The 24,278-nt window shown below is 62.6% G+C and carries 21 protein-coding genes; 8 read left to right on the top strand and 13 right to left on the bottom strand.

Features of this window, described 5'->3' with window-relative positions; genetic code table 11:
* Positions 1 to 10: 10 nt before the first annotated feature.
* The 8 genes from NKJ00_RS12690 to puuE all read right to left on the bottom strand — a co-directional run bounded on the left by NKJ00_RS12690 (position 11) and on the right by puuE (position 8,040).
* A complete protein-coding gene (locus NKJ00_RS12690; protein ID WP_023813638.1) occupies positions 11 to 1,597 on the bottom strand; it encodes an ABC transporter substrate-binding protein in 1,587 nt (528 codons plus the stop codon).
* A 154-nt stretch (positions 1,598 to 1,751) separates the two neighbouring features.
* Positions 1,752 to 3,737 (bottom strand): CocE/NonD family hydrolase, encoded by a 1,986-nt coding sequence (locus NKJ00_RS12685; protein WP_128302767.1) that lies wholly within the window; start codon positions 3,735 to 3,737, stop codon positions 1,752 to 1,754.
* A 79-nt stretch (positions 3,738 to 3,816) separates the two neighbouring features.
* The gene (locus NKJ00_RS12680; RefSeq protein ID WP_050592750.1) at positions 3,817 to 4,236 is read right to left on the bottom strand and encodes a type II toxin-antitoxin system MqsA family antitoxin; all 420 of its coding nucleotides are present in this window, start codon (positions 4,234 to 4,236) and stop codon (positions 3,817 to 3,819) included.
* Entirely contained in the window at positions 4,233 to 4,538 is a 306-nt protein-coding gene (locus tag NKJ00_RS12675) for a type II toxin-antitoxin system MqsR family toxin (protein ID WP_128302768.1), read from the bottom strand. Before NKJ00_RS12675 ends, NKJ00_RS12680 begins: the two co-directional genes overlap by 4 nt.
* 60 nt (positions 4,539 to 4,598) lie before the next feature.
* On the bottom strand, positions 4,599 to 5,192 hold the full coding sequence (locus NKJ00_RS12670; RefSeq protein WP_128302769.1) for a nucleoside deaminase: 594 nt from the start codon (positions 5,190 to 5,192) through the stop codon (positions 4,599 to 4,601).
* A 67-nt stretch (positions 5,193 to 5,259) separates the two neighbouring features.
* On the bottom strand, positions 5,260 to 5,751 hold the full coding sequence (locus NKJ00_RS12665; RefSeq protein ID WP_128302770.1) for an ureidoglycolate lyase: 492 nt from the start codon (positions 5,749 to 5,751) through the stop codon (positions 5,260 to 5,262).
* Positions 5,748 to 6,611 carry a bifunctional allantoicase/(S)-ureidoglycine aminohydrolase gene (locus NKJ00_RS12660; protein ID WP_128302771.1) on the bottom strand — a complete coding sequence of 288 codons (864 nt, stop codon included), beginning with the start codon at positions 6,609 to 6,611 and terminating at the stop codon, positions 5,748 to 5,750. The genes NKJ00_RS12665 and NKJ00_RS12660 overlap by 4 nt, the downstream gene beginning before the upstream one ends.
* Positions 6,612 to 6,621: 10 nt before the next feature.
* Positions 6,622 to 8,040 (bottom strand): allantoinase PuuE, encoded by a 1,419-nt coding sequence (gene puuE / locus NKJ00_RS12655; RefSeq protein ID WP_023813631.1) that lies wholly within the window; start codon positions 8,038 to 8,040, stop codon positions 6,622 to 6,624.
* A 203-nt stretch (positions 8,041 to 8,243) separates the two neighbouring features.
* Between puuE and uraH the strand changes: the two genes are divergently transcribed.
* The 4 genes from uraH (at position 8,244) to xdhC (ending at position 13,454) form a co-directional block, all read left to right on the top strand.
* Positions 8,244 to 8,618, top strand: a complete 375-nt coding sequence (gene uraH, locus NKJ00_RS12650; RefSeq protein WP_023813630.1) for a hydroxyisourate hydrolase — start codon at positions 8,244 to 8,246, stop codon at positions 8,616 to 8,618.
* 3 nt (positions 8,619 to 8,621) lie between these two features.
* Positions 8,622 to 10,103 (top strand): xanthine dehydrogenase small subunit, encoded by a 1,482-nt coding sequence (gene xdhA, locus NKJ00_RS12645; RefSeq protein ID WP_023813629.1) that lies wholly within the window; start codon positions 8,622 to 8,624, stop codon positions 10,101 to 10,103.
* Complete coding sequence (gene xdhB, locus NKJ00_RS12640) at positions 10,103 to 12,454, top strand: xanthine dehydrogenase molybdopterin binding subunit (protein ID WP_352629944.1); 2,352 nt, start codon at positions 10,103 to 10,105, stop codon at positions 12,452 to 12,454. Before xdhA ends, xdhB begins: the two co-directional genes overlap by 1 nt.
* 61 nt (positions 12,455 to 12,515) lie before the next feature.
* Complete coding sequence (gene xdhC, locus NKJ00_RS12635; RefSeq protein ID WP_352611602.1) at positions 12,516 to 13,454, top strand: xanthine dehydrogenase accessory protein XdhC; 939 nt, start codon at positions 12,516 to 12,518, stop codon at positions 13,452 to 13,454.
* 12 nt (positions 13,455 to 13,466) lie between these two features.
* Here the strand turns inward: xdhC and NKJ00_RS12630 are convergent, their stop codons facing one another.
* From NKJ00_RS12630 to NKJ00_RS12620, 3 genes are all read right to left on the bottom strand, one after another.
* Positions 13,467 to 14,723, bottom strand: a complete 1,257-nt coding sequence (locus NKJ00_RS12630) for an LLM class flavin-dependent oxidoreductase (RefSeq protein ID WP_352611601.1) — start codon at positions 14,721 to 14,723, stop codon at positions 13,467 to 13,469.
* Positions 14,720 to 15,733, bottom strand: a complete 1,014-nt coding sequence (locus NKJ00_RS12625; protein WP_352611600.1) for an LLM class flavin-dependent oxidoreductase — start codon at positions 15,731 to 15,733, stop codon at positions 14,720 to 14,722. Before NKJ00_RS12625 ends, NKJ00_RS12630 begins: the two co-directional genes overlap by 4 nt.
* A gap of 103 nt (positions 15,734 to 15,836) precedes the next feature.
* Entirely contained in the window at positions 15,837 to 16,757 is a 921-nt protein-coding gene (locus NKJ00_RS12620; RefSeq protein WP_128302775.1) for a LysR family transcriptional regulator, read from the bottom strand.
* A gap of 162 nt (positions 16,758 to 16,919) precedes the next feature.
* Here NKJ00_RS12620 and NKJ00_RS12615 point away from each other — a divergent pair, with 162 nt between their 5' ends.
* The 4 genes from NKJ00_RS12615 (at position 16,920) to NKJ00_RS12600 (ending at position 21,438) form a co-directional block, all read left to right on the top strand.
* Complete coding sequence (locus NKJ00_RS12615; RefSeq protein ID WP_352551289.1) at positions 16,920 to 18,137, top strand: urate hydroxylase PuuD; 1,218 nt, start codon at positions 16,920 to 16,922, stop codon at positions 18,135 to 18,137.
* Position 18,138: 1 nt separating this feature from the next.
* Positions 18,139 to 19,455, top strand: coding sequence for a guanine deaminase (gene guaD / locus NKJ00_RS12610; RefSeq protein ID WP_352551288.1), 1,317 nt, complete (start codon positions 18,139 to 18,141; stop codon positions 19,453 to 19,455).
* A 217-nt stretch (positions 19,456 to 19,672) separates the two neighbouring features.
* On the top strand, positions 19,673 to 20,176 hold the full coding sequence (locus NKJ00_RS12605; protein WP_352551286.1) for a heme-degrading domain-containing protein: 504 nt from the start codon (positions 19,673 to 19,675) through the stop codon (positions 20,174 to 20,176).
* On the top strand, positions 20,173 to 21,438 hold the full coding sequence (locus NKJ00_RS12600; RefSeq protein WP_352442654.1) for a glycerate kinase type-2 family protein: 1,266 nt from the start codon (positions 20,173 to 20,175) through the stop codon (positions 21,436 to 21,438). The genes NKJ00_RS12605 and NKJ00_RS12600 overlap by 4 nt, the downstream gene beginning before the upstream one ends.
* A gap of 63 nt (positions 21,439 to 21,501) precedes the next feature.
* Here NKJ00_RS12600 and NKJ00_RS12595 read toward each other — a convergent pair whose 3' ends face one another.
* Both NKJ00_RS12595 and NKJ00_RS12590 read right to left on the bottom strand, forming a co-directional pair.
* The gene (locus NKJ00_RS12595) at positions 21,502 to 22,965 is read right to left on the bottom strand and encodes a UdgX family uracil-DNA binding protein (protein WP_352442655.1); all 1,464 of its coding nucleotides are present in this window, start codon (positions 22,963 to 22,965) and stop codon (positions 21,502 to 21,504) included.
* Between the two features lie 2 nt (positions 22,966 to 22,967).
* The gene (locus NKJ00_RS12590; RefSeq protein ID WP_352629887.1) at positions 22,968 to 24,203 is read right to left on the bottom strand and encodes a putative DNA modification/repair radical SAM protein; all 1,236 of its coding nucleotides are present in this window, start codon (positions 24,201 to 24,203) and stop codon (positions 22,968 to 22,970) included.
* Positions 24,204 to 24,278: the final 75 nt, after the last annotated feature.

Genomic DNA, 24,278 nt, shown 5'->3' with positions numbered 1-24,278 from the left:
AAGGCCAAGCTCAGGCTTCGAGCCAGCACTTCGCCAGCGCGTAACCGTTCATCAGCTCCTGATGTGGATCGTCGACCCAGCCGTCGACCTTGGCGCCGGTAGCGTCGATGAACTGGTTGAACATCGGCAAGATCAGGCCACCTTCGTCGCGGACCAGGACAGCCATGTCATGGTACATCTGCTTGCGCTTGGTCTCGTCTAGCTCGGCGCGCGCGGCCAGCACCATTTTGTCGAAGTCCGGGCGCTTGAAACGCGTGTCGTTCCAGTCGGCGGTCGACAGATAAGCGGTGGAGTACATCTGGTCCTGGGTCGAGCGGCCACCCCAGTAGGAAGCGCAGAAGGGCTGCTTGTTCCAGACCTCGTTCCAATAGCCGTCACCGGGCTCACGCTTGAGCTCGATCTTGATGCCGGCCTTGGCAGCGCTCTGCTGGAAGAGCTGGGAAGCGTCGACGGCGCCCGGGAAAGCGACGTCCGAAGTCCGCAGCAGCACGGCGCCGTCATGGCCCGACTTCTTGAAGTGGAACTTGGCCTTGTCGGGATCGTACTTGCGCTGCTCGATATCAGTGAACAGCGGGTAGGAAGCGTTGATCGGGAAATCGTTGCCGATCGAACCGTAGCCACGCAGGATCTTGTCGAGCATTTCTTCGCGGTCGATGGCCAGCTTCAGGGCCATGCGCAGATCGTTGTTGTCGAAGGGGGCGGTGTTGCAATGCGCGATGAAGACATAGTGGCCAGGACCCGCATGGTTGCGGATGGTCACGCCAGGCAGGCGCTTGATCAGGTCGACGATCTTCGGCTCGACGCGGTTGATCATGTTGACCTGGCCGCCTTGCAGGGCGGCGGTGCGCGCCGTCGCATCGTTGATGACGATGATCTCGATCTGGTCGGCATGGCCCATCTTGTCGCCCTGCCAATAATTGGCGAAACGCTCGCCGCCATGGCGCACGCCGGGCTCATTGGTCGTGACCTTGTAAGGACCGGCCGAGATGCCTGCGTCGGCCTTATCCTTGCCGCCATTCGGTTGGACGATCAGGTGATAGTCGCTGAGCAAATAGGGCAGATCGGCATTGGCTTCCTTCAGGGTCAGCACGACTTCCTTGCCGCTGGCCTTGATGGTCTCGATGCCCTTCATGTAGCCGAGCGCGCCGGATTTCGACTTCTCGTCGGAATGGCGCTCAAGTGTGGCGGCCACGTCCTCGGCGGTCACCGTCTTGCCGTTGTGGAATTCGACGCCGTCGCGGATCTTCAGCGTCCATACCTTGGCGTCGTCCGACGAGCCGATCTCCTCGGCGATGCGGTTCTCGAGCTTGCCTTCCGGCGAAAGCTCGACGATCAATTCGCCCCACATCTTGCCGAAGGCGAACGGCACCTGAGTCATGAACAGTGCCGGATCAAGGCTGTTGGTGGACTCGCCGCCGACAAGTCCGGCCTTCAGAGTGCCGCCTTTGACCGGACCTGCCGCGCGTGCCGCGCTTGAAAGCAGCGAGTTGGCGAAGGGCGCGGAGATACCGAGCGCCGCCGCCCGGCCGAGAAAATCACGACGGCTCAGTTTGCCCGACGCGACACGCCGGCTAAGAAATTCCAGTTCGTTCGACATTTTGAGTTCCTCACTCTGTTGGTTCGACTCTGCGGTCGTTTTACTTGTTTCTTGTGAGGAGAATAATGACCGCAAGGGAAAGCGGTAAGCAAGACCGAATGCGACATGCCGTGGCGTAAATCGTACGTCGCAATTGGACCAATGAACTCGGTGCTCAAAGAAGCGCGCGCGGCACCTTCTCCTCGAAATTACGCTCGAAGACGAGCGTTTCGTCCTCATAGGCCTCGATTCTGGCGCTGACGATGAAGTTTTGCGCGTCCGATCGCATTTCGGCTGTCGTTTCGGTGCGTACCGACCATCCGTTTCGCGACAGGGTCTGCGTCCAGTGCGTCTTCCCCGAGGCCGACAGCGGGTCGTCGGGATGGATCGTCCAGGTCTCGCGGGCGATGCTGCCATTGGCGAGGCCATGAGCGAGATCGCGCACCTCGCCGAAATCATCAACGATGGAAAGCGTCACGATTCCCGTCTTTTCGTCACGATCGATATGGCGCTCGGAATTGCTGGCGCGGATCGTCTCCGTTGCCCAGGGAGTGGCACCTTCCGGCTCGGCGAACGCCGCTTCATCGTCTGTCGCCAACGGCCGCAGCGGCAAGCGGAGCGTCGCCGCCGATAAGGTCAGCCGGACCGGCTCCGGCGACGGCCAGATGGCAGGCCAATAGGCGTTCGAAACGGCAACACGCAGGTGGTGGCCGGGCGGAACGCGATAGCCGCATTGATCGAGCACGACGCGTACTGAGATGGTTTCGCCCGGCACCAGGGCTTCCGGGAACTCGTGCGAGTTGCGATGCGTCAGGTTGAGCACGCCGTAGGAAATCAGCTCCGACGCGCCATCGGGATGCACGTCACAGAGTCGGATCGCGATGTTGGCCTGCGGACGGTCGGAGGACAGCCGCAATTCGACTTCCGCGGTGCCGACGATGTCGATGGCCTGACTGAGTTCCGTCTGGTCGAAACACACCGACAGCGCATCGTCGGGGCGCTGATCGCCTGGCAGTTCGGGGCCGAAGGTGAAGGGAAAATACTCGCCGCCAGCCAAGCCGCAGCTTTGCGGCGAGGCAACGATGGCGGGTTTTTCCGTTGCGGGGATCAGATCGACCGCCTGCGTCTTGATGGTTGGCGAGGGCCATTGCTGCTCGGCAATCCAGCGGCCGGGACGCTCGGGGTGCCAGCGCGCCGGACGCACGCTGTCCATGACATAGGCGCGGTAGGCCGGGTCGGACTCGACACCGGTTTCGACACTCTTGAGCCAGCGGTCCCACCAGCGCAAGGCCTCTTGCAGGAAGCCGATGGCGGGTTTTGGTCCTGCGTAATGCGGGTATTTATGGATCCATGGCCCGATAATGCCCTTGACCGGGGCTTCGATGTTGCTGGCCAGATGCGAGACGGTGTTGCGGTAGCCGTCATGCCAGCCGCCGATCGACAGAACCGCGGCTTTGACGGCGGAAAAATCCTCACAGATCGAGCCGCGCTTCCAGTAGGCATCACGGTGCTGGTGCTTCAGCCACAGCGGCGCCAGGAAGGATTGGTTCTCCAGCCGGGTCAGCCACAGATCGCGCCATCTGTTGTCGCCGGCCAGCAGCGGGTCCGGCGGCCGCGATGAGTAGGACAGCATGGTCGAGGCCCAGCCGAAGTTCTCGATCAGCAGGCAGCCGCCCTTGTAGTGAATGTCGTCGGCGTAGCGGTCGACGGTCGAGCACAAGCTGATCACCGCTTTGAGCGCCGGCGGCTGCTTGGCCGCCACCTGCAGGCAGTTGAAGCCGCCCCAGGAAATGCCCATCATGCCGACATTGCCGTTGCACCAGGGCTGGCTTGCCGCCCAGGCGATGATGTCGCAGGCGTCCTGCAATTCCTGCTCGGAATATTCGTCGTCCATCAGCCCTTCGGAATCGCCATTGCCGCGCATATCGACCCGGATCGAGGCGTAGCCGTGGCCGGCGAAATAGGGATGCGTCAGCTGATCGCGAAAGATGGTGCCGTCGCGCTTGCGGTAGGGCAGATGCTCCAGGATCGCCGGCACTGGATCGTCGCCGGCATCCTCCGGCATCCAGACCCGCGCCGACAGCCGGCAGCCATCCGGCATGACGATGCCCATATCCGGGAACTCGACGACCTTGCGGGGAAATTCGGTGACTGTTTTCATGGCCCGCATAACGCCCCGCGGCGCGACGACTTTCAATCACCATTCGCGACTGGAGCAGCGAAAAATGCGACCTGTGCCGCTACCGCAATTCATCCAGCAGTTCGGGATGTTTTTCCAGCAGCGTCATCAATTGAATGGTCGGGCCACTCGGCTCGATCAGGCCCCTTTCATACTTGTCGAAAGCATTCTCGCCGACCTTGAACAGGGATCCTGCCTCGCGCTGCGACAGATTGAGCTTTGTGCGCATGCGGCGGATGGTTGCCGGGGCCGGCACGCCATCGATCCTCTCCTTGAGGGCGCGTAGTGCGGCATCGACGGCAGCCATGTCGCCTCCGATATGCACACCCTCGTCACCGGATGCTGGATAGTAACCCGGAAGGTCGACAATTATGCTCTCGCCCTTGTACGCCACTGTGAATGGACGCACGTCACGCGTGAGCGTTTCCCCGGTTTCGGGGGAAATCATGGTCCGATTTTCTTCTCTTGTCGCCATGGTCATTTCTCCTTGAACGACATGACCGTGAACTCGGTCACGACATCCGCTTGGAATTTCACGTAGAGGATCAGGTCGCGCACGGGCACGTGATAGGCATCCTGCCAGACCCGGTGATCCGCAAAGGTCGTCATGGATTTCACGAACATTTTCCTCGTCATGCCGCCGATTACCTCGACGACGCCGGCACGGTCGAAGCCAAGGCCTGTGGCATCCCGCAGAGCGGACGTCGTGATCGCCAGCGTATCGACAGACCCGAACGTCGTCTTGATGGCATCAAGATCGTAGGTGGGCCTTCGTTTCTCCATGACGCAATATGCCACCATAAAGGTGGCAATTCAAGGGTGCCCCCCGGTAGGCCGAGAGCCCTAATTCAGCGGGATGTCGTTATCGTCCTTGTTCGCCTGATAGACGCCGGACAGATCATCGTAGCGCGCCGAAATCGCGCCGATGCGTATTTCCAGCCGTTGCCGCTCTACCTCGGGCAACGCTCGCACCAGCCTGCGGATAGAAAAGCTCTTCCAGTAGGCATTCTCGGCATTGTAGCCGCCGGGGTCGAGGGTGAAGACCTCTTTCAGGATCTTCAGATCGTGCGGGATGGCAAAACTGTCGCGCGAATCCTCGTGGCTGAACAGATAGTAGAAATTGTCGAAGCCAGTCCAGGTGATCGCCGACAGGCAGAGCGAGCAGGGCTCATGCGTGGCGAGGAAAATGGCGTCTCTTGTATCGACGCGCTCCGCCTTCGGCATTTCGTAGAAACGTTTCAGGCAGTGCACCTCGCCATGCCAGAGCGGGTTTTCCCTCTCGTTGTTGGTCTCGGCCAGCACCAGCGAACGGTCGTCCTTGCGCAGGATCGCCGCGCCGAACAGCTTGTTGCCATGGACAACACCGTCGGCCGTCTTCGGCACGATGTCGTGTTCGATCACGTCGAGCAGGCGGTCGATCAAAGAAATGTCGGTCATTTCAGGCTCTCCTGCTGCATGTCGCCCAAAAGTGCCCCGGTTTTGGGGTAACGACATGCACAAAAAATTAAGGGAGATGGATCTCGTAAGCATGCGAGAAATGGAATTCTTCGAGATTGGAGCCGTCGCCGCCCCGGTCGACGATCAGGAAGTCCTGAGGCTCGCCGAGCGGCGTCAGCACGCCATGCCAGAGATTGCGGGAATAGTTGATACCTTGTCCGGGTGCGGTGGTGAAGGCATGCGGCTCGCCCGGCCCCTCATCGCCATCATGGCAGACGACGACCAGGAATGGGCGCGGCGACAGCGGGATGAAGGCCTGGCTGCCGAAGGGGTGGCGCTCGACCATGCTCAGCTTCAGCGGCAGTTCGTAAGGCGTGCCGCGCACCATCGAGATCAGCACGCGGGCATTCGGTCCGATCGCCTCGGCGGTCGCCAGATCGTGATAGCGTTCCGCGCGGCCGCCATTGATCGGGTAGTGGTTGTCGCCGCCCATATCGATGACGTCGCCGAACGGAGCAAAGCTCTCGCGGGTCAGTGGCCGCGCAATGATCCGCGTCACGGCGTCCGCCCGGGGACACCGGCGCCGCCGAGCTTGGCGTGCCGGTTCACGTCCTTGTAGAGCAGATAGCGGAATTTTCCCGGGCCGCCCGCGTAGCAGGCCTGCGGACAGAAGGCGCGCAGCCACATATAGTCGCCGGCCTCGACCTCGACCCAGTCCTGGTTGAGGCGATAGACCGCTTTGCCCTCCAGCACATAGAGCCCATGCTCCATGACATGGGTCTCGGCGAAGGGAATGACCGCGCCGGGTTCCAGCGTGACAATGGTCATGTGCATGTCGTGGCGCAAATCGGCCGGATCGACGAACCGCGTCGTCGCCCAGCGGCCTTCGGTGCCGGGCATAGGGGTTGGCGCGATCTCCTGCTCGTTGGTGAAGAAGGCTTCCGGCACATCGAGACCGTCAACCACCTCGTAAGCCTTGCGAATCCAGTGGAAGCGCACGTCGGCCTTGCTTTCGTTGCGAACCGTCCAGCCGCTGGCCGGCGGCAGGAAGGCAAAGCCGCCGGGCCGCAAGACATGCTTCTTGCCGGCAAGCAGAACCGTCAACTCGCCCTCGACCACGAACAGGGCGCCCTCGGCGCCGGCATCGGGTTCCGGCCGCTCGCTGCCGCCGCTCGGCGCGACCTCGACAATGTATTGCGAGAACGTCTCGGCAAAACCGGATAGCGGTCGCGACAAGATCCAGGCGCGGGTCTTGTCCCAGAACGGCAACGCACTGGTCACGATGTCCTGCATCACACCCCGGGGAATGACGGCATAGGCCTCGGTGAAGACGGCGCGGCCGGTCAGAAGCTCGCTCTGGCCGGGGTGGCCGCCATGTGGTGCGTAATAGGTTCGCTCGGGCATCCTGATCGTATCCATGGGTTCAAACCTATTGCGGAAGCATGTCTTTGAGGCGGAGCAGCGCGATGCGCTCGACCTGTTTGCAGGCGGTTTCGAATTCGACGCCGCGGCTGTTGCCGATGCGCGCCTCGAATTCCGCCAGAATCTCTTGCCTCGTCTTGCCCTTCACCGCGATGATGAAGGGGAAACCGAAAGTGGTGACGTAGGCGGCGTTGAGCTTGGAAAACAGTTCGCGCTCCTTGTCGGTCAGCGCGTCGAGGCCGGCCGAAGCCTGTTCCCTGGTCGATTCCGCCGTCAGCCGTTTGGCCTTGGCAAGTTTGCCGGCAAGGTCGGGATGAGCGTTGAGCACGGAAAGCCGCTCGGTTTCGCTGGCGGACCGGAAGACACGGCAAAGCGCATTGTGCAGGCCGCCTGAAGTGTCATGCGCCGGGCCCAGTTCCAGTTCGTAGGCGCGTTCGGCGATCCAGGGCGAATGCTCGAACACGCCGCCGAAAGTGTGGACGAAGGTCTCGAATTCCATCTTCGAGGGGCGGAGTGCCGCCGGTTGATAAGGATTGACCTCTTGCCAGTGGCGGGCGATGTCGATGCGCCGCGCCAGCCAGACCCTGTCGTGCGACTTCACATAGTCGACGAAGCGCTTCAGCGCCGCCACCCGGCCCGGCCGCCCGACGAGGCGGCAGTGCAGGCCGATGTTCATCATGCGTGGCCGGCCTGCCTTGCCCTCGGCATAGAGCGTGTCGAAGCTGTCCTTCAAATAGGCAAAGAACTGGTCGCCGGAGTTGAAGCCCTGCGGCGTTGCGAACCGCATGTCGTTGGCGTCGAGCGTATAGGGAATGATGAGCTGCGCGCCGCCATCATGCTCGAACCAGTAGGGCAGCTCGTCGTCATAGGTGTCCGACACATAGTCGAAACCGCCTTCTTCCGCCACAATCCGCACTGTGTTGATCGATGTGCGACCCGTATACCAGCCGGTCGGGCGCGCGCCGGTCACTTCGTAGTGCAGCTTGATCGCCGCCTCGAGGTCGCGGCGCTCATCCTCGGCGCTGTGGTCGCGGTAGTCGATCCATCTCAACCCGTGCGAGGCGATCTCCCAGCCGGCTTCCTGCATGGCCGTGACTTGATCCGGCGAACGGGCGAGCGCGGTGGCGACGCCATAGCAGGTGATCGGCACCTCGGCCTCGCTGAACAGCCGCAGCAACCGCCAGAAACCGGCGCGGGCACCGTATTCGTAGATGGATTCCATGTTCCAGTGGCGCTGGCCCACCCAGGGTGCCGCGCCGACGATTTCCGACAGGAAGGCTTCGGACGCCTTGTCGCCATGCAGCACGCAGTTCTCGCCGCCTTCCTCGTAGTTGACGACGAACTGCACGGCGACATGCGCGCCGCCAGGCCATTTCGGGTCCGGCGGATTGACTCCGTAGCCGCGCATGTCTCTGCTGTAACGCATCGTCCCTCCCGCCGGGCATGGCCCGAAGTATGATCAGAATATCGAAAGGGTGCTTCTCGCATTCCCCCGAAAATTTTTGAAAGTGTTTTTGTCGCACTCCGCTCGACCGGGACTTATGCATCGCCTTTAATTGGCGCACAATTCACTGTTGATACTTGATCGTACCGGGCCAATTCGCTCGTACCGGAAATGGGAGGCGGCCAATGGCAGAAACGTCGAATGCCGATGGCGGGCGTCTGACGACCCATGTCCTCGACACGGCGACAGGCAAGCCGGCGGCGGGATTGTCGATCGCGCTTTATCACCTCGAGGGCAAGGCGCGGACACATTTGAAGACCGTTGTCACCAATGCCGACGGCCGTTGTGACAAGCCGCTGCTCGCCGGCGCGGAGTTCCGCCCCGGAGAATACGAACTGGTCTTCGCCGCAGGCGACTATTTGCGCCAGCAGGGGTCGAGCCTGCCGAACCCCGCCTTTCTCGATGTGATACCGATCCGCTTCGGCATGGCCGAACCGCTGCACTACCATGTGCCGCTGCTCGTCTCGCCCTATGGCTATTCGACCTACAGGGGGAGCTGAGGCATGGCCAAAATTAGCATCCGCAATGAAATCCGCTTCATCCTCAACGGCAGGGACGTCGCGCTTTCGTCGGTGGCACCCGACGCGACCCTGCTCGACTGGCTGCGGCTCGACCGGTCGCTGCGCGGCACCAAGGAAGGCTGCGCCGAGGGCGATTGCGGCGCCTGCACCGTGTTGGTCGGCAAGCTCTCGGCCGGCGGGCTGGTCTATGAAAGCGTCAATGCCTGCATCCGTTTCCTCGGCTCGTTGGACGCCACCCATGTCGTGACCGTCGAGCATCTGCGCGGCGTATCAGGCCAACTGCATCCGGTGCAGCAGGCGATGGTCGATTTCCACGGCTCGCAATGCGGCTTCTGCACACCGGGCTTCGTCATGTCGCTCTATGGCCTGTGGATGAAGTCGTCGAATCCGTCGAACGCGGATATCGAAAAGGCCTTGCAAGGCAATCTCTGCCGCTGCACCGGCTACGAGGCGATCATGCGCGCTGCGCATGCCATCTCCAGCTACGGCAAGGCGGTAAAGGATCCGCTGGCCACGGAGCGCAAGGCGATCACCGCGAGGCTCGAGGCCATGCATGACGGCGCCCGGATTGAGATCGGTTCGGCCAAGACGCGGCTGGTCGTGCCGGCCGATGTCGATGATTTCGCCGCCGTGCTGGACAAGGAACCCGGCGCCACCATCGTTGCCGGCTCGACCGATGTCGGCCTCTGGGTGACCAAGCACATGCGCGATATTTCGCCGGCCATTTTCATCGGCAATCTCGACGGACTTTGCACCATCTCGGAAGACAACGGCATCATTTCGATCGGCGCGGGCGTCACCTACACTGATGCCTTCGCGATATTGGCGAAGCGTATCCCGGCGCTGGGGCCGTTGTTCGATCGCATCGGCGGCGAACAGGTGCGCAACATGGGGACCATCGGCGGCAATATCGCCAACGGCTCGCCGATCGGCGACACGCCGCCGCCCTTGATCGCTCTTGGCGCAAGTCTCACCCTGCGCAAGGGCAAGAAGCGGCGCTCGATTCCACTGGAAACCTTCTTCATTGCCTATGGCAAACAGGACCGGCAGCCGGGCGAATTCGTCGAGGCCGTGCACGTTCCGGTTCCGGTCAAGGGCACGAAATTCGCCGTCCACAAAATCACCAAGCGCCGCGATGAGGACATCACCGCGGCCCTCGGCGCCTTCTTCCTGACGCTGGCCAGCGATGGCACGGTCGCGGAGGTGCGCATTGCCTATGGCGGCATGGCGGCGACGCCGAAGCGGGCGTCTTCTGTCGAAAAAGCGCTGCTCGGCAAGCCATGGACGGAGACCACGGTTGACGCGGCGATGGTCGAATATGCCAGGGATTTCACCCCGCTCACCGACATGCGGGCCTCGGCCGAGTATCGTGCGCTCGCGGCGCGCAATCTCTTGCTGCGCTTCTTCGCCGAGACCAGCGGTACCAGGGAGCCGATCCAGGTTTCGAGGCACGAGGCGGCATGATGAACAAGCACGCTCCCCCCAATCTGAAGGCTGAAAAGATCGCCGGCGGCGTTGCCACCGATCAACGCCATGACTCCGCCCACAAGCATGTCAGCGGCACGGCCGTCTATATCGACGACATGCCGGAACCGGCCGGCACGCTGCATGGCTGCCTCGGGCTTTCTGCCGCCACGCATGCCACGATTACCAGCATGGATCTCTCGGCGGTGCGTACAGCGCCCGGTGTTGTCGACGTGCTGACGGCCAAGGATGTGCCGGGCGAGAACGACATTTCGCCGACAGGCCGCCACGACGAGCCGGTGCTGGCCGACGGCAAGGTGCAATTCTATGGCCAGCCAATCTTTTGCGTCATTGCGCAGACGCGCGAGCAGGCGCGTCGCGCCACCAGATTGGCCAAGGTCGAATACAAGGAATTGCCCTTCGTCACCGACATTGGCGCGCTCGATCCGAAGAAGGACAAGGTCGTCACGCCGCCACTGACGCTGAAGCGCGGCGATGCCGCTACAGCGATCCGTCAGGCGCCGCGCCGGCTAAAGGGAAAAATGCGCATCGGCGGCCAGGAACACTTCTATCTCGAAGGCCATATCGCCATGGCCATTCCGGGCGAGGATCAGGACGTCACCATCTATTCCTCGACCCAGCATCCGAGCGAAGTCCAGCACATGGTGAGCCATGCACTCGGCGTGCCGAGCAATGCCATCACGGTGGAGATCCGCCGGATGGGCGGCGGCTTCGGCGGCAAGGAGACGCAAGGCAACCAGTTTGCCGCATTGGCGGCGATCGCCGCGAAGAAACACCATCGCGCCGTGAAGATCCGGCCCGACCGCGACGACGACATGATCGCCACCGGCAAGCGTCACGATTTCCTCGTCGACTACGAAGTCGGCTTCGATGACGAGGGCAACATCCTCGGCGTCGATTTCATGTTCGCGGCGCGCTGCGGTTTTTCGTCGGACCTTTCCGGCCCGGTGACCGATCGCGCACTGTTCCACTGCGACAACACCTATTTCTGGCCGGCGGTGCATGCGCAATCGGCGCCGCTCTACACCAACACCGTGTCGAACACCGCCTTTCGTGGTTTCGGCGGCCCGCAAGGCATGGTCGGCGCCGAGCGCGTCATCGACGAGGTGGCCTTCGCCGTCGGCAAGGATCCACTCGAAATCCGCAAGAAGAATTTTTATGGTACGTCAGACCGCAACATCACGCCCTACCACCAGACGGTCGAGGATAACATCATCCAGCGCATCGTCGCCGAGCTCGAGCAAAGCGCCAGCTATGCGCGGCGCCGGCGTGAGATATCGGCCTTCAACGCCAACAGCCGTTTCATCAAGCGCGGCCTGGCGCTGACGCCGGTCAAGTTCGGCATCTCGTTCACCGCCACGCATTATAACCAGGCCGGCGCGCTGGTGCATGTCTATACCGACGGTTCGGTGCATCTGAACCATGGCGGCACCGAGATGGGGCAGGGCCTCTACGTCAAGGTTGCGCAAGTGGTGGCGGAAGAGTTCCAGATCGACCTCGACCAGGTCAAGATCACCGCGACCACGACCGGCAAGGTGCCGAACACTTCGGCCACGGCAGCGTCGTCCGGCTCCGATCTCAACGGCATGGCGGCGCAAAATGGCGCTCGCCAGATCAAGGACCGGCTGATCGATTTCGCCGCTGAAAAATATCAGGTGCCGCGCGATCAGGTGCTGTTCCTGCCCAACCGGGTGCGCATCGGCAACCAGGAAATCGCCTTCGCCGACCTCATCAAGCAGGCCTATATGGCTCGCATCCAGCTGTCGGCGGCGGGTTTCTACAAGACGCCGAAAATCCACTGGAACCGCGACAAGGGCGAGGGCCGCCCCTTCTATTATTTCGCCTATGGCGCGTCGTGCTCGGAGGTCTCGGTCGACACGCTGACCGGCGAATACATGGTCGAGCGCACCGATATTCTGCATGACTGCGGCCGATCTCTGAATAGCGCCATCGACATCGGCCAGATCGAGGGCGGCTTCATCCAAGGCATGGGCTGGCTGACGACGGAAGAACTGTGGTGGGACGCCAAGGGCCGGCTGCGCACGCACGCGCCATCGACCTACAAGATCCCGCTCGCCTCCGACCGGCCGAAGATATTCAACGTCACCTTGGCCGACTGGCCGGAAGCGAGCGAGCCGACCATCCACCGCTCCAAGGCAGTCGGCGAGCCGCCGTTCCCGCTCGGCATGTCGGTGCTGCACGCCCTGTCGGATGCAGTGGCCAGCGGCGCCGACCACAAGATCTGTCCGCGCCTCGATGCTCCTGCAACGCCGGAGCGGGTGCTGATGGCGATCGAGAGGCTGAAGAAAGAGACGAAGGCCGGCGCCTGAATCTGGCAGAATGTGCAATCTGGGCCGAAAAACCTATATTTCCCATTCGGGAATGTGAACCATGAACTCGAAAGTGCAAAGCCTGAAAGCCTTTCTCACCAGCGCCGGCCAGGTTGCCCTGGTCGAAGTGACCGGAACAAAAGGCTCGACGCCACGCGAGAAGGGCGCCTTCATGCTCGTCTCGCAGGCGGCGATCTTTGGCACCATCGGCGGCGGTCAACTCGAATACATGGCGATCGACAAAGCCCGGCAGATGCTTTTCTCCCCCTCAAGGGGGGAGAGAACCCGCGCCGATCCGATCTTACCCGGCGGCTTCGCCGCCACCCTCCCCTCAAGGGGCAGGGAAAGCCGCGCGACCCTCGATGTGCCGCTAGGCCCGGAAATCGGCCAATGCTGCGGCGGGCGCGTCGAAGTGCTGATCCGGCTCGTCGATGCAGCCCTTGCCGCCGATCTGGTTGCGGCTGCGGAAGCCGAGGAGGCGCACCTGCCGCGTGTCTACATCTTCGGCGGCGGCCATGTCGGCCAGGCGCTGGCGTCGACGATCGCACTTCTTCCCGTGCACGGCATCGTCATCGAGACGCGGGCCGAAGCACTGGAAGGCATGCCGGAGACCGTCGAGACCCGGCTGACGCCGATGCCCGAGGCCGAGGTGCGAAACGCTCCCGCCGGCACCGCCTTCGCCATCCTGACCCACGATCATGCGCTGGATTTCCTGATCGTCGCCGAGGCGCTGAAGCGCGGCGATGCCGCCTATGTCGGCATGATCGGCTCGAAGACCAAGAAAGCGACGTTCAGGAACTGGTTCCTGAAATCGGCGGCAGGCAGCGAGGCCGAGTTTGCCCGCCTCGTCTCGCCGATCGGCGGCGATACGGTCAAAGACAAGCGCCCACAGGTCATCGCGGCGCTGGCGGCAGCTGAGATCATGACGGCGCTGGTCAGTCACAGCGCAGCCTTAAGTGCCGACCAGCAAATTCCGCATGGCAGGGTGATGGCGGGCTAAGCTGCGCCGCAGCTAAACCGGCCGCTTCAGCCCCAGATGGTCGCGCAGTGTGCGGCCGTCGTACTCCTTGCGAAACAGGCCGCGTCGCTGCAGTTCCGGCACGACGAGCGTGGCAAAGGCATCCAGTTCGCCTGGGAAATATGAGGGCATGACGTTAAAACCGTCGGCCGCACCACCCTCGAACCGAGCCTGCAGTTCGTCGGCGACTTGGGCCGCAGTGCCGACGATGCGCCAATGGCCACGCGCGCCGGCGAAATGCCGGGCAAGCTGGCGGATGGAGAGGCCGTCGCGGCGCGATTGCTCGATGACCAGCGCCTGCCGGCTTTTCATCCCCTCGCTCTCCGGCAGATCCGGCAGCGGCCCGTCGATCGGGTAGCGCCACAGATCGGAGATGCTGAGATAGCTGGACAGCAGCGCAACGCCGACATCGTCGGGGATCAGCGCCTGCAATTCCTCATATTTTTCAAGGGCCTCCGCTTCGGTCTCCGCCACCACCGGCGCGACGCCGGGCATGATCTTGATGTCGTCAGGCTCGCGCCCATAGGCCGCCAGACGTCCCTTGAGATCGTCGTAAAAGGCCTTCGCTTCCTCGAAGGTCTGCGCCGCGGTGAACACCACATCGGCGGTGCGGGCGGCAAGGTCGCGGCCGACATCCGAGGCGCCGGCCTGAACCATGACCGGGGCGCCCTGCGGCGAGCGTGGCAGATCGAGCGGGTCGCGAACCGAAAAGCTCTGGCCGTCGTGACCGGAGGCGCCGAGCTTGCCGTTCCAGAGCCCGGTGACGACTTCGGCGAATTCACGCGCGCGCTCATAGCGATCGGCATGGGGCTTGAGGCCGGTCGAGCCGAAATTGGCGGCCTCGATGGGGCTGGCCGAGGTGACCAGGTTCCAGCCGGCCCTGCCGCCACTCAGATGATCGAGCGACAGGAAGGTTCGTGCGAGCCCATAGGGCTCGTTGTAGCTCGTCGAGGCTGTCGAGACGAGGCCGATGCGGCTGGTCTGGACGGCAAGCGCCGAAAGCAGACTGATCGGCTCGAAGCCGATCGAGCGCGACGTCTGGCTGGCGATGCCGATATTGGCCTCGCGCAGGCCGGCGGCGTCCTCGCAGAAGATCATGTCGAACTTCGCCGCCTCCGCCGTGCGCGCCAGCGCGATGTAATGGTCGATGTCAGTGCCGGCGGTGATGTGCGCCTTGGGATGGCGCCAGGCGGCGATGTGGTGGCCTGTCGCCCACAGAAAGGCGCCGAGCTTCATCTGGCGAGCGGTCATTGGTCACCTCCGCCGGCAAGCCCGAGATGCGAGCGCAGCGTTTTTCCGCGATTGCTTTCTCGAACCAAGCCACGCCGCCGCAGTTCCGGCAGAATCAAGCCGACGAAATCGCCTAGCGCTGAAAGCTGTGCCGGCATCTGGATGGTGAACCCGTCGCAGCTTTTCGCCCGGAAGCCTTTTTCCATGCTGTCGGCGACGGCAGCCGGCTTGCTATCGGCGATAAGCGCGACGTTCGTCAGCAGCTTCACGGCATCCGGATCGCGTCCGCACGCCGTGACACGGCGCCTGATATCGTCATAGCGTGCTGTCGCGCCCTCCACCGGTCCGTTATCCAGCAGGATGACATCGGCGGTGCGGGCGGCAATATCCAGGTCTGATACCGACAGTCCCGACAAGACGAGCACCGGTGTATCCTGCTGCGACCGCGCGACGTTCAGCGGTCCGCGCACGGAAAAGAACGCGCCTCTGTGCTCGAGCAGATGCATTTTTTCGGGGTCGTGGAAGCGGCCGCCGCTCTGGTCGAACAGCAGCGCGTCCGCATCCCAGCCCTGCCACAGACCTTGCACGATGCCGATATATTCCTCACTGCGACGGCGGAAATCGTCAGGCGAAAATCCTTCGGGCCGGCTGTAATTGGCTGCTTCCCGTGGCGCCTGCGCCATGGTCGCGTTCCAGCCACTGCGGCCATGGCTGATGATGTCGAGCGAAGCGAAACGGCGCGCCAGATTGTAAGGTTGGTGGGCAATTGTCGAGGCAGCGGCAACCAGGCCGATCCTGCTTGTGACTGTTGCCAATGCGGCCAGCAAAGTGGTCGCTTCGAAGGGCATCGGACTGTTCGCGGCACCGCCGCCGGAAGCCGGCGCTGAATCGGCAAGCAGCACCATGTCCAGGCCCGCTGCTTCGGCCTTTTGCACTAAACCGGCCAGGCGGCTGAATTCCCGCCCCGGTGATGGATCGATGGTTCCCGGAAACAGCGAAACGGCAAGATGCATTGTGGCGCCGTTGTCCATCGATGGTCCCTGCGAGACGAAATACCACCCGAACTATGTTCGCCACATCCAGGGATGGCAACCGCTGGCGCTGGGCCAAGCGCCGGTCACGTGCCGGCCAGCATTATTTCCCAGCTAGCAGATCGTTGATCAGTCGCTGGCAGCGCTCGGCCATGAAGTCGAGCAGCAGCCGTACTTTTGGATCCTGCAGCTTCTTGTGCGGATAGACGGCGGCGAACTGCACCGGTGTCGGTGGCGTGCTGCTCAGGATCACCTTCAGCCGCCGGTCGCGGATGAATGGCTCGACCTCGAAGCGCGGCTTGTTGATGATGCCGCGCCCCGAAAGCGCCCAGCCGGTCAGCACGTCGCCATCGTCGGTGTCGTAGGGCCCGTGCACCTCGAATTTCTGCGGGCCTGTGGGGGTCTGCAGCGTCCACACATATTCGCGCGCGCCGGAATAACGCAGCATCAGGCAGTCGTGCTTCTTGCCGATCAGCTCCTGCGGCTCCAACGGTTCGCCGCGGGCCTCGAGATATTTCGGCGCCGCCACCAGCACGCGCTCGCATTCCATGATGCCGCGCATCCTGAGGCTGGAATCTTCGATGATGCCGAGCCGGAAGGCGACATCGATGCCTTCCTTCATGATGTCGACATTGTGGTCCGAAAGCCTCAGCCTCACCTCGATGTCTGGGTATTTGTCGTGAAAATCGGGAATGCCCGAGGCGACCAGCCGGCGGCCGAGGCCCAAGGGTGCCGTAACGCGGATGGTGCCGCGCGGCTGGCCGGAAAGCGCCGAGACCGCGGCTTCCGCCTCGGTGATCGCCTCCAAGACCTGCTTGGCGCCCCCGTAAAAAACCGTGCCATGCTCGGTCGGCATCAATTGCCGCGTCGTGCGGTTGAACAGACGCACGCCCAGGTGCTTCTCCAACTCCTTGATGCGGTTGGAGGCGACCGCCGGCGAAATCCGCATGTCGCGACCGGCCGCCGACAGATTGCCGAGTTCGACCACGCGAACGAAGACGGCAATGTTGTCCAGATAGGCCATGCGGTTTCGTGGCTTTCCTGAGGCCGCCTTCGGGCGGCTCCCATCCTGCTGCGTGTGACTACCCTAGTATTTTCCATTTTTTTTTGAAAGTCATCGTGCGCCTCGCCTCTTTCCGTTTGCGCTCCAACCCGTAAAGTCGCCCAATCGGCAGGGACGATTTCAATGATGGATTTCGCGATTTTCTGGGACTGGCTAAGTTTTGCCGTGCGCTGGCTGCACGTCATCACCGGCATCGCCTGGATCGGCTCGTCCTTCTACTTCGTCGCGCTCGACCTCGGCCTGCGCCAGCGTCCCGGCATGCCCGTCGGCGCCTTCGGCGAGGAATGGCAGGTGCATGGCGGCGGCTTTTACCACATCCAGAAATATCTGGTGGCGCCGGCCGAAATGCCCGAGCATCTGACCTGGTTCAAATGGGAATCCTACGCCACCTGGCTGTCCGGCTTCGCCATGCTGTGCGTCGTCTATTATGCCGGGGCCGATCTGTTCCTGATCGATCCCAACGTGCTCCCAATGTCCGTCCCGGTCGGCATCCTGCTGTCGTTGGCAACGATCGGCGTCGGCTGGGTGGTCTATGATCTGCTGTGCCGCTCGCCGCTCGGCAAAAGCGACACCGGCCTGATGCTGGTGCTCTACTGTGTGCTGGTGTTCATCGCCTGGGGGCTGACGCATCTCTTCACCGGCCGCGCCGCCTTCCTGCATCTGGGCGCCATCACCGCCACGATCATGTCGGCCAACGTCTTCATGGTTATCATCCCCAACCAGAAGATCGTTGTCGCCGACCTCATCGCTGGCCGCAAGCCCGATCCGAAATACGGCAAGATCGCCAAGCAGCGCTCGCTGCACAACAACTATTTGACGCTGCCGGTGCTGTTTCTGATGCTGTCGAACCATTATCCCCTGGCGTTCGGCACTGAGTTCAACTGGGTCATCGCCTCGCTGGTGTTCATCATCGGCGTGCTGATCCGGCACTATTTCAACTCGATCCATGCCCGCAAAGGCAATCCGACCTGGACCTGGATGGCGGCACTCGTCCTGTTCATCGTCATCATCTGGCTGTCGACTGCGCCGAAAGTGCTGACCGGCGAACCCAAGGAATCCGCGTCGGCGCAAATCTATGTCGCTTCAGCGCATTTCCCGGCCGTGCGCGACACCGTGCTCGGCCGCTGCTCGATGTGCCATGCGGCGGAGCCGGTCTATGAGGGCATCTATCATGCACCGAAGGGCGTGATGCTCGACACCGATGCGGATATCGCCAACCACGCCCGCGAGATCTATCTGCAGGCCGGTCGCAGCCACGCCATGCCGCCCGCCAACGTCAGCCAGATTACCGACAAGGAAAGGGCACTGCTGGTGGCTTGGTTCGAAGGCGCAGGGAGATAGCATGAACTCGACACTTCTGCGCGGCCGCACGCTGTCCTTCGTGCGCTGGCCGCAGACCATCGACGATCATTCCGCCTGGCGCTACGAGGAGGATGGCGGCCTGCTGATCCGCGACCGCCGGATCGTCGCTGCGGGCACCTATGCCGATGTTGAAAAGCAGGCCGGCGAGACGGCGAAGAAAATCGACCACCGGCCGCATCTGCTGCTGCCCGGCTTTATAGATGCCCATGTGCATTTTCCGCAGATGCAGGTCATCGCCTCCTATGGCGCAGAACTGCTCGACTGGTTGAAAACCTACACCTTTCCGGAGGAAACGAAGTTCGCCAACGCCCAGCACGGCCGCCGCATCGTGCGGCTGTTCCTCGACGAAATGGTGCGCCACGGTACAACGACGGTCGCCGCCTACTGCTCGGTGCACAAGGCTTCAGCCGAAGCCTTTTTCGCCGAGTCGCATGACCGCAACATGCTCAACATTGCCGGCAAGGTGATGATGGATCGCAATGCGCCCGACGGCGTGCTCGACACACCGCAATCGGGTTACGACGACACGAAGGCGCTGATCAAGGAATGGCATGGCAAGGGACGGCAGCACTACGCCATCACGCCGCGCTTCGCCATCACCTCGTCGCCGGAGCAGATGGAGATGGCGGGCGCGCTGTGTCGGGAATATCCCGACCTGCACATGCAGACGCATCTGTCGGAAAACCACGCCGAAATCGCTTTCACGCAGGAACTCTACCCGTGGTCGCGCGACTATACCGACGTTTACGAGCACTACGGGCTGTTGGGCAAAAAGAGCCTGTTTGGACATTGCATCCATCTGTCGGAGCGCGAAGCGGATGCGCTTTCGGACTCGGGCTCGGTAGCGGTGTTCTGCCCGACCTCCAACCTGTTCCTCGGTTCCGGCCTGTTCGACTACCAGCGCTTCCGGCGCCGCGACAAGCCGGTCCGGATCGCCGCTGCCACCGATGTCGGCGGCGGCACCAACTACTCCATGCTGCGCACCATGGACGAGGGCTACAAGGTGATCGCGCTGAACGGAGAGAAGCTCAACCCGCTCCAGTCCTTCTGGCAGATGACGCGCGGCAATGCCGAGGCGCTGTCGGTGGCTGACAAGATCGGCACGCTGGATGAAGGCAGCGATGCCGACATCGTCGTGCTGGACGCCAGGGCAACGCCGGCGATGCGGCTCAGGATGGAAACGGTCGAGACGCTGGCGCAGGAACTGTTTCTCCTGCAAACGCTGGGTGACGACCGCACTGTCCGCGAGGTTTATGTGGCGGGGCGGCCAGCCAAGGCGGATATGATCGCGGGGTAAGAACCCTCACCCGGATTGCCAACCAAATTGCAAGGGCAATTCGGGGCAATCCGACCTCTCCCCGAGGGGAGAGGAGATCGCCAGTGCCGACGCTTTCCTCTTCTCCCCACCGGGGAGAAGGTGGCCGCGAAGCGGCCGGATGAGGGGCCGCTCCACGGAAGCTTGACCGAGCGGAGCTTGTCGTACACACGACGTGTGACGATTTCGGAGAAAGAAAATGGCCGTTGCTGACGACATCGCTCTGATCAAGAGACAGGAAGAGACCCTTGTCTTCGCCACCTTCGACGAGGCCGTCGCTTTCAAAATCGGCTCCGCCATTCGCGATCGTGCAATTGCCGAGAACCTGCCCATCATAGTCGACATCAGGCTGTGGGACCGGCCGCTGTTCTACGCCGCGATGCCGGGTTCGAACGCCTCGAACCCCGACTGGGCGCGGCGCAAGACCAATGTGGTCAAGCGGTTCCTGAGAAGCACCTACCGCATGGTGCTGGAACAGCAGCGCCCGGACCGCAGCTTCAAGATCGGCGAAGGGCTGGATATTGCCGACTACGTGCTGGCCGGCGGTGGCTTTCCGGTGACCGTCAAGGGCGCCGGCGTCATTGGTGTGATCGCCGTCTCCGGACTGCCGGAGCGGGAGGATCATGGCGTCGTCGTCGATGCGCTGTGCGATCATTTGGGCGTCGACAAGCGCGGGCTGGCATTGCCTCGGGACGCCGAATGACCGTGCTCGATCCCAAGGCCTTCCTGACCTCCATCTTCAACGCCGCCGTTGCCGCCGCCGATCCGGAACGAACCATCCGGGATCATCTGCCGGCCAAGCCAAAGGGCCGTACCATCGTCATCGGCGCGGGCAAAGGCTCGGCGCAGATGGCGGCAGCGTTCGAGAAAGTGTGGGCCGGCCCGATCGAAGGGCTGGTCGTCACCCGCTATGGCTATGGCGCGACCTGCGAGCGCATCGAGATCATCGAGGCGGCTCATCCGGTGCCGGACGCTGCCGGTCTGGAAGCCTCGCGGCGCCTGCTCGCCAAGGTCCAGGGGCTGACTGAGGATGACCTAGTGGTGGCGCTGATTTCCGGCGGCGGATCGGCGCTGTTGCCGTCGCCCGCCGGCGGCTTGACGCTGGCCGACGAGATCGCCGTCAATGAGGCGCTGCTCGCCTCGGGTGCGCCGATCGCGGCGATGAACACCATCCGCAAGCACCTTTCCACCATCAAGGGCGGCAGGCTGGCAGCGGCCGCATGGCCGGCCAGGGTGGTGTCGCTGATCGTCTCCGATATTCCCGGCGACAATCCGGCAATGGTCGCCTCCGGCCCAACCGTACCGGATACAGGCAGCCGCGCAGACGCGCTGGCCTCGATATCGGCCTATGGCATGAAACTGCCGGCCTCGGTGATGGCGCATATCAATTCGCCGGCCGCCGATGCGCCAAGCCCGGATGACGAGCGCTTTTCGCGCAACGAGGTGCATTTGATCGCTTCGGCCGGGGTGTCGCTCGAAGCGGCTGTTGCGGAAGCGAAACGGCAAGGCGTTGAAGCCATCATCCTCTCCGATGCGATCGAGGGCGAAGCGCGCGAAGTCGGCGGCGTCCATGCCGCGATCGCGCGCGAAGTGGCGACGCGCAACCGGCCATTTCAAAAGCCGGTGCTGATCCTGTCGGGCGGCGAGACAACCGTGACGCTGCGCGCAAAAGGCAAGGGCGGCCGCAATTCGGAATTCCTGCTGGCCTTCGCCATCGGCATCAATGGCGTCGACGGCATTCACGCGCTGGCCGCCGACACCGACGGCATCGACGGTTCGGAAGACAATGCCGGCGCCTTCGCCGATGGCTCGACCGTATCGCGCATGCGCGCAGCCGGGGTGGACGCCAAGGCTATGCTTGCCGGCAACAATGCCTGGACGGCCTTCAACGCGGTTGGCGATCTTTTCGTACCCGGCCCGACCGGTACGAATGTCAACGATCTCAGGGCAATTCTGATCAGGTAGCTGAAGCAATTCCAGGAAGTGTGAAGCGGTTTTCCGTCTGGAATCGCGCAAAAACAAAACTGATCAGGCGGCCATCAGCCGCTTCACCAGCTTCATATCCTGCAGGAACCGTTCGCGTTCGGCTTCCTTGTCCGCCCGATCGTGGATGCGCAGGATGAAGGAGGGATGGATGGTGATGAACACGCGCAATCCGTCCTCGCGCTCGATCACTTGTCCGCGCATCTTTGTCACCGGGATCGCCTTGCCGAGCAGCGACATCGCCGCTGTCGCGCCGAGTGCCACGGCGAGGTTAGGCTTGATCAGCTCGAATTCTTGGTCGATCCACCAGCGGCAGGCCTGAATCTCACCGGAATTCGGCTTGGAGTGGATGCGGCGCTTGCCGCGCGGCTCGAACTTGAAGTGCTTGACTGCGTTAGTGACATAGACCTTTTGCCGATCGACACCGGCATCGTCCAGGATCGCATCGAACACCTTGCCGGCCGGACCAACGAAAGGTTTGCCGGCGAGATCCTCCTGATCCCCCGGCTGTTCGCCGACGAAGATCACTTTGGCATTGTCGGGGCCCTCACCGAAGACGGTCTGCGTCGCGTCGCGCCAAAGCGGGCAGCGACGGCAGCCTTTCGCTACCTCACGCAACTCGGAAATCGTGCTTGCGGCATCGTCCTCCGCCGTCTCGGCAGGCTGTTGCTTCGGCCAATGCCGTGCCTGCACCTTTGCGTGGTGCGGCGCGGGTGTTGTCGGCATCTTCGCAATCATGTCCTTGGCGGCCTTGTCCGCTCCTGCGATCATGTCTGGAATGAGCGAGGCCTCGGGAAGGTTCCGCCAATATTTCTTTGGCATCTCCCTTTGCATCGCCTTCACCTTCAGCCGCGCCGGGTTGAAGATGTTCTCGAAATAAGTCCGCCAGAGCGCCTCGGTGTCGTCTTGATCAGGCGCATCGCCCTTGGCAGCACCCGGCCCCATCGCCAGCCTTTCGCCATCCCAATCGGCGGAGGCATAGGGCGTCAGGATCGTCCAGCGCATGCCGGTGAAACGCCTGACGAAGAAATCGGCGTTGCGCTCGACGATGAAATGATCCGGCTCGAACCAGGCGACATAGCGCTCATCGGCACCGTCGCCGATTTTTCGGAAGCGCACGAAGGCGTGCATCTTGTGGCTGTCGCGCCGCACCGCCTTTTCCATGGTCTCAAGCCGCCTGGTGTCGGGATCCGACGCGATTTCCAGCAGTTTAGGCTCGTCGCGCAATCGCCAAAGCACTCTGTAGATAAAGGCAAACCGGCCGGAATCGGAATGGCAGAACGCCGTTTCGGCATGCCCGATGAAGTCGCGCGGCACGACGAGCTGCGCGCCCGCAGGCACTTCAGGCAATTCTGCCTGATCAGAGCCCGGCGCGACATGCCAGCCGACGTCCTCGGGCCTGACCTCATTCAGGGCGAGCCGCCGTGCCGCGTCACGCCAGCCGGCAAAATCCGTCTCGCTGTCGAGCCGAACTCTGTATCTGGCGAGATCGAGTTGCGCCGGCCGCATGATCAAAACAACGATAATTGTTCGCAGGAGTAGGCGATCCTGTCGCGCAGGCCGGCCTTGTCGGTCAGCGCACCAGGTGACCAGCCTTCGGCGATGATGAAGGGCCTGAGCTTGGCGACCGACTGGCAGATCCGTCCGACGTCCTCGAGCCGCATGCGCCGGTGCCGGCGCGTCTCCAAAATCTTCGCCACCACCTTGGTGCCGAGACCCGGCACCCGCAGCAGCGCTTCGCGGTCGGCGCGGTTGATGTCGACCGGAAACTGTCCCCGGTTGCGCAGCGCCCAGGCGAGCTTCGGGTCTATGGCGAGATCGAGCATGCCGTCGCTGCTCCCGGCAAGGATTTCCGGCTGTGAAAACCCATAGAACCGCATCAGCCAGTCGGCCTGATAGAGCCGGTGCTCGCGCATCAGCGGTGGTTTCAGCAAGGGCAGCGACGATGACGAATCCGGAATGGGGCTGAAAGCCGAGTAATAGACGCGCCGCAGATGATAGCTGCCATAGAGCCGCGCGCTGGTGTGAAGGATGCCGTCGTCGGATGTCTTGTCGGCGCCGATGATCATCTGCGTCGACTGACCGCCCGGCACAAAGCGTTCGCGCTTCTTGGTCTTCAAAGTCGGCTCAGCCTTCTCCTCCATCTTCTGGCGCAGCCTGGCCATGGAAAGCCGGATTGTCTCCGGCTTCTTCTCGGGCGCCAGCCGCTTCACGCCCTCATCGGTCGGCAGTTCAACGTTGATCGACAGCCGGTCGGCATAAAGCCCTGCCTTCTCGACCAGTTCCGCCGAACTTTCCGGGATCGTCTTCAGATGGATGTAGCCGGAGAACTTCTCCTCCAAGCGCAGCCGGCGTGCCACCTCGACCATCTCGCCCATGGTCTCGTCCGGTGAGCGGACGACGCCGGAGGACAGGAACAGGCCTTCGATATAGTTGCGCCTGTAGAAATCCATGGTCAGTTTCACCACCTCTTCGATGGTGAAACGGGCGCGCCGCACATTGGACGACGAGCGGTTGATGCAATAGCTGCAATCGTAGATGCAGAAATTGGTCAGCAGGATCTTGAGAAGGGAAATGCAGCGGCCATCCGGCGCGTAGGAATGACAGATGCCCATGCCTTCGGTGGAGCCGATGCCGCCGGATTTCAAGGAATCCTTTTTTGCAGCACCGGAAGAGGCGCAGGAGGCATCGTATTTGGCGGCGTCGGAGAGGATCGCCAGCTTTTCAGGGACGGTAAGTGCGCTCATATGTTCATGATATGTTCTGAACAGGAGATCCGCTACCTCATTTGATGGAGGCAGCGAAAAAGTGATCGCCGCCCG

It is taken from the genome of Mesorhizobium sp. M0227 (assembly GCF_040321855.1).
GTDB lineage: Bacteria > Pseudomonadota > Alphaproteobacteria > Rhizobiales > Rhizobiaceae > Mesorhizobium.
Note: the sequence above shows the minus strand (reverse complement) of the source record. Positions and strands in the feature narration are given on the sequence as shown.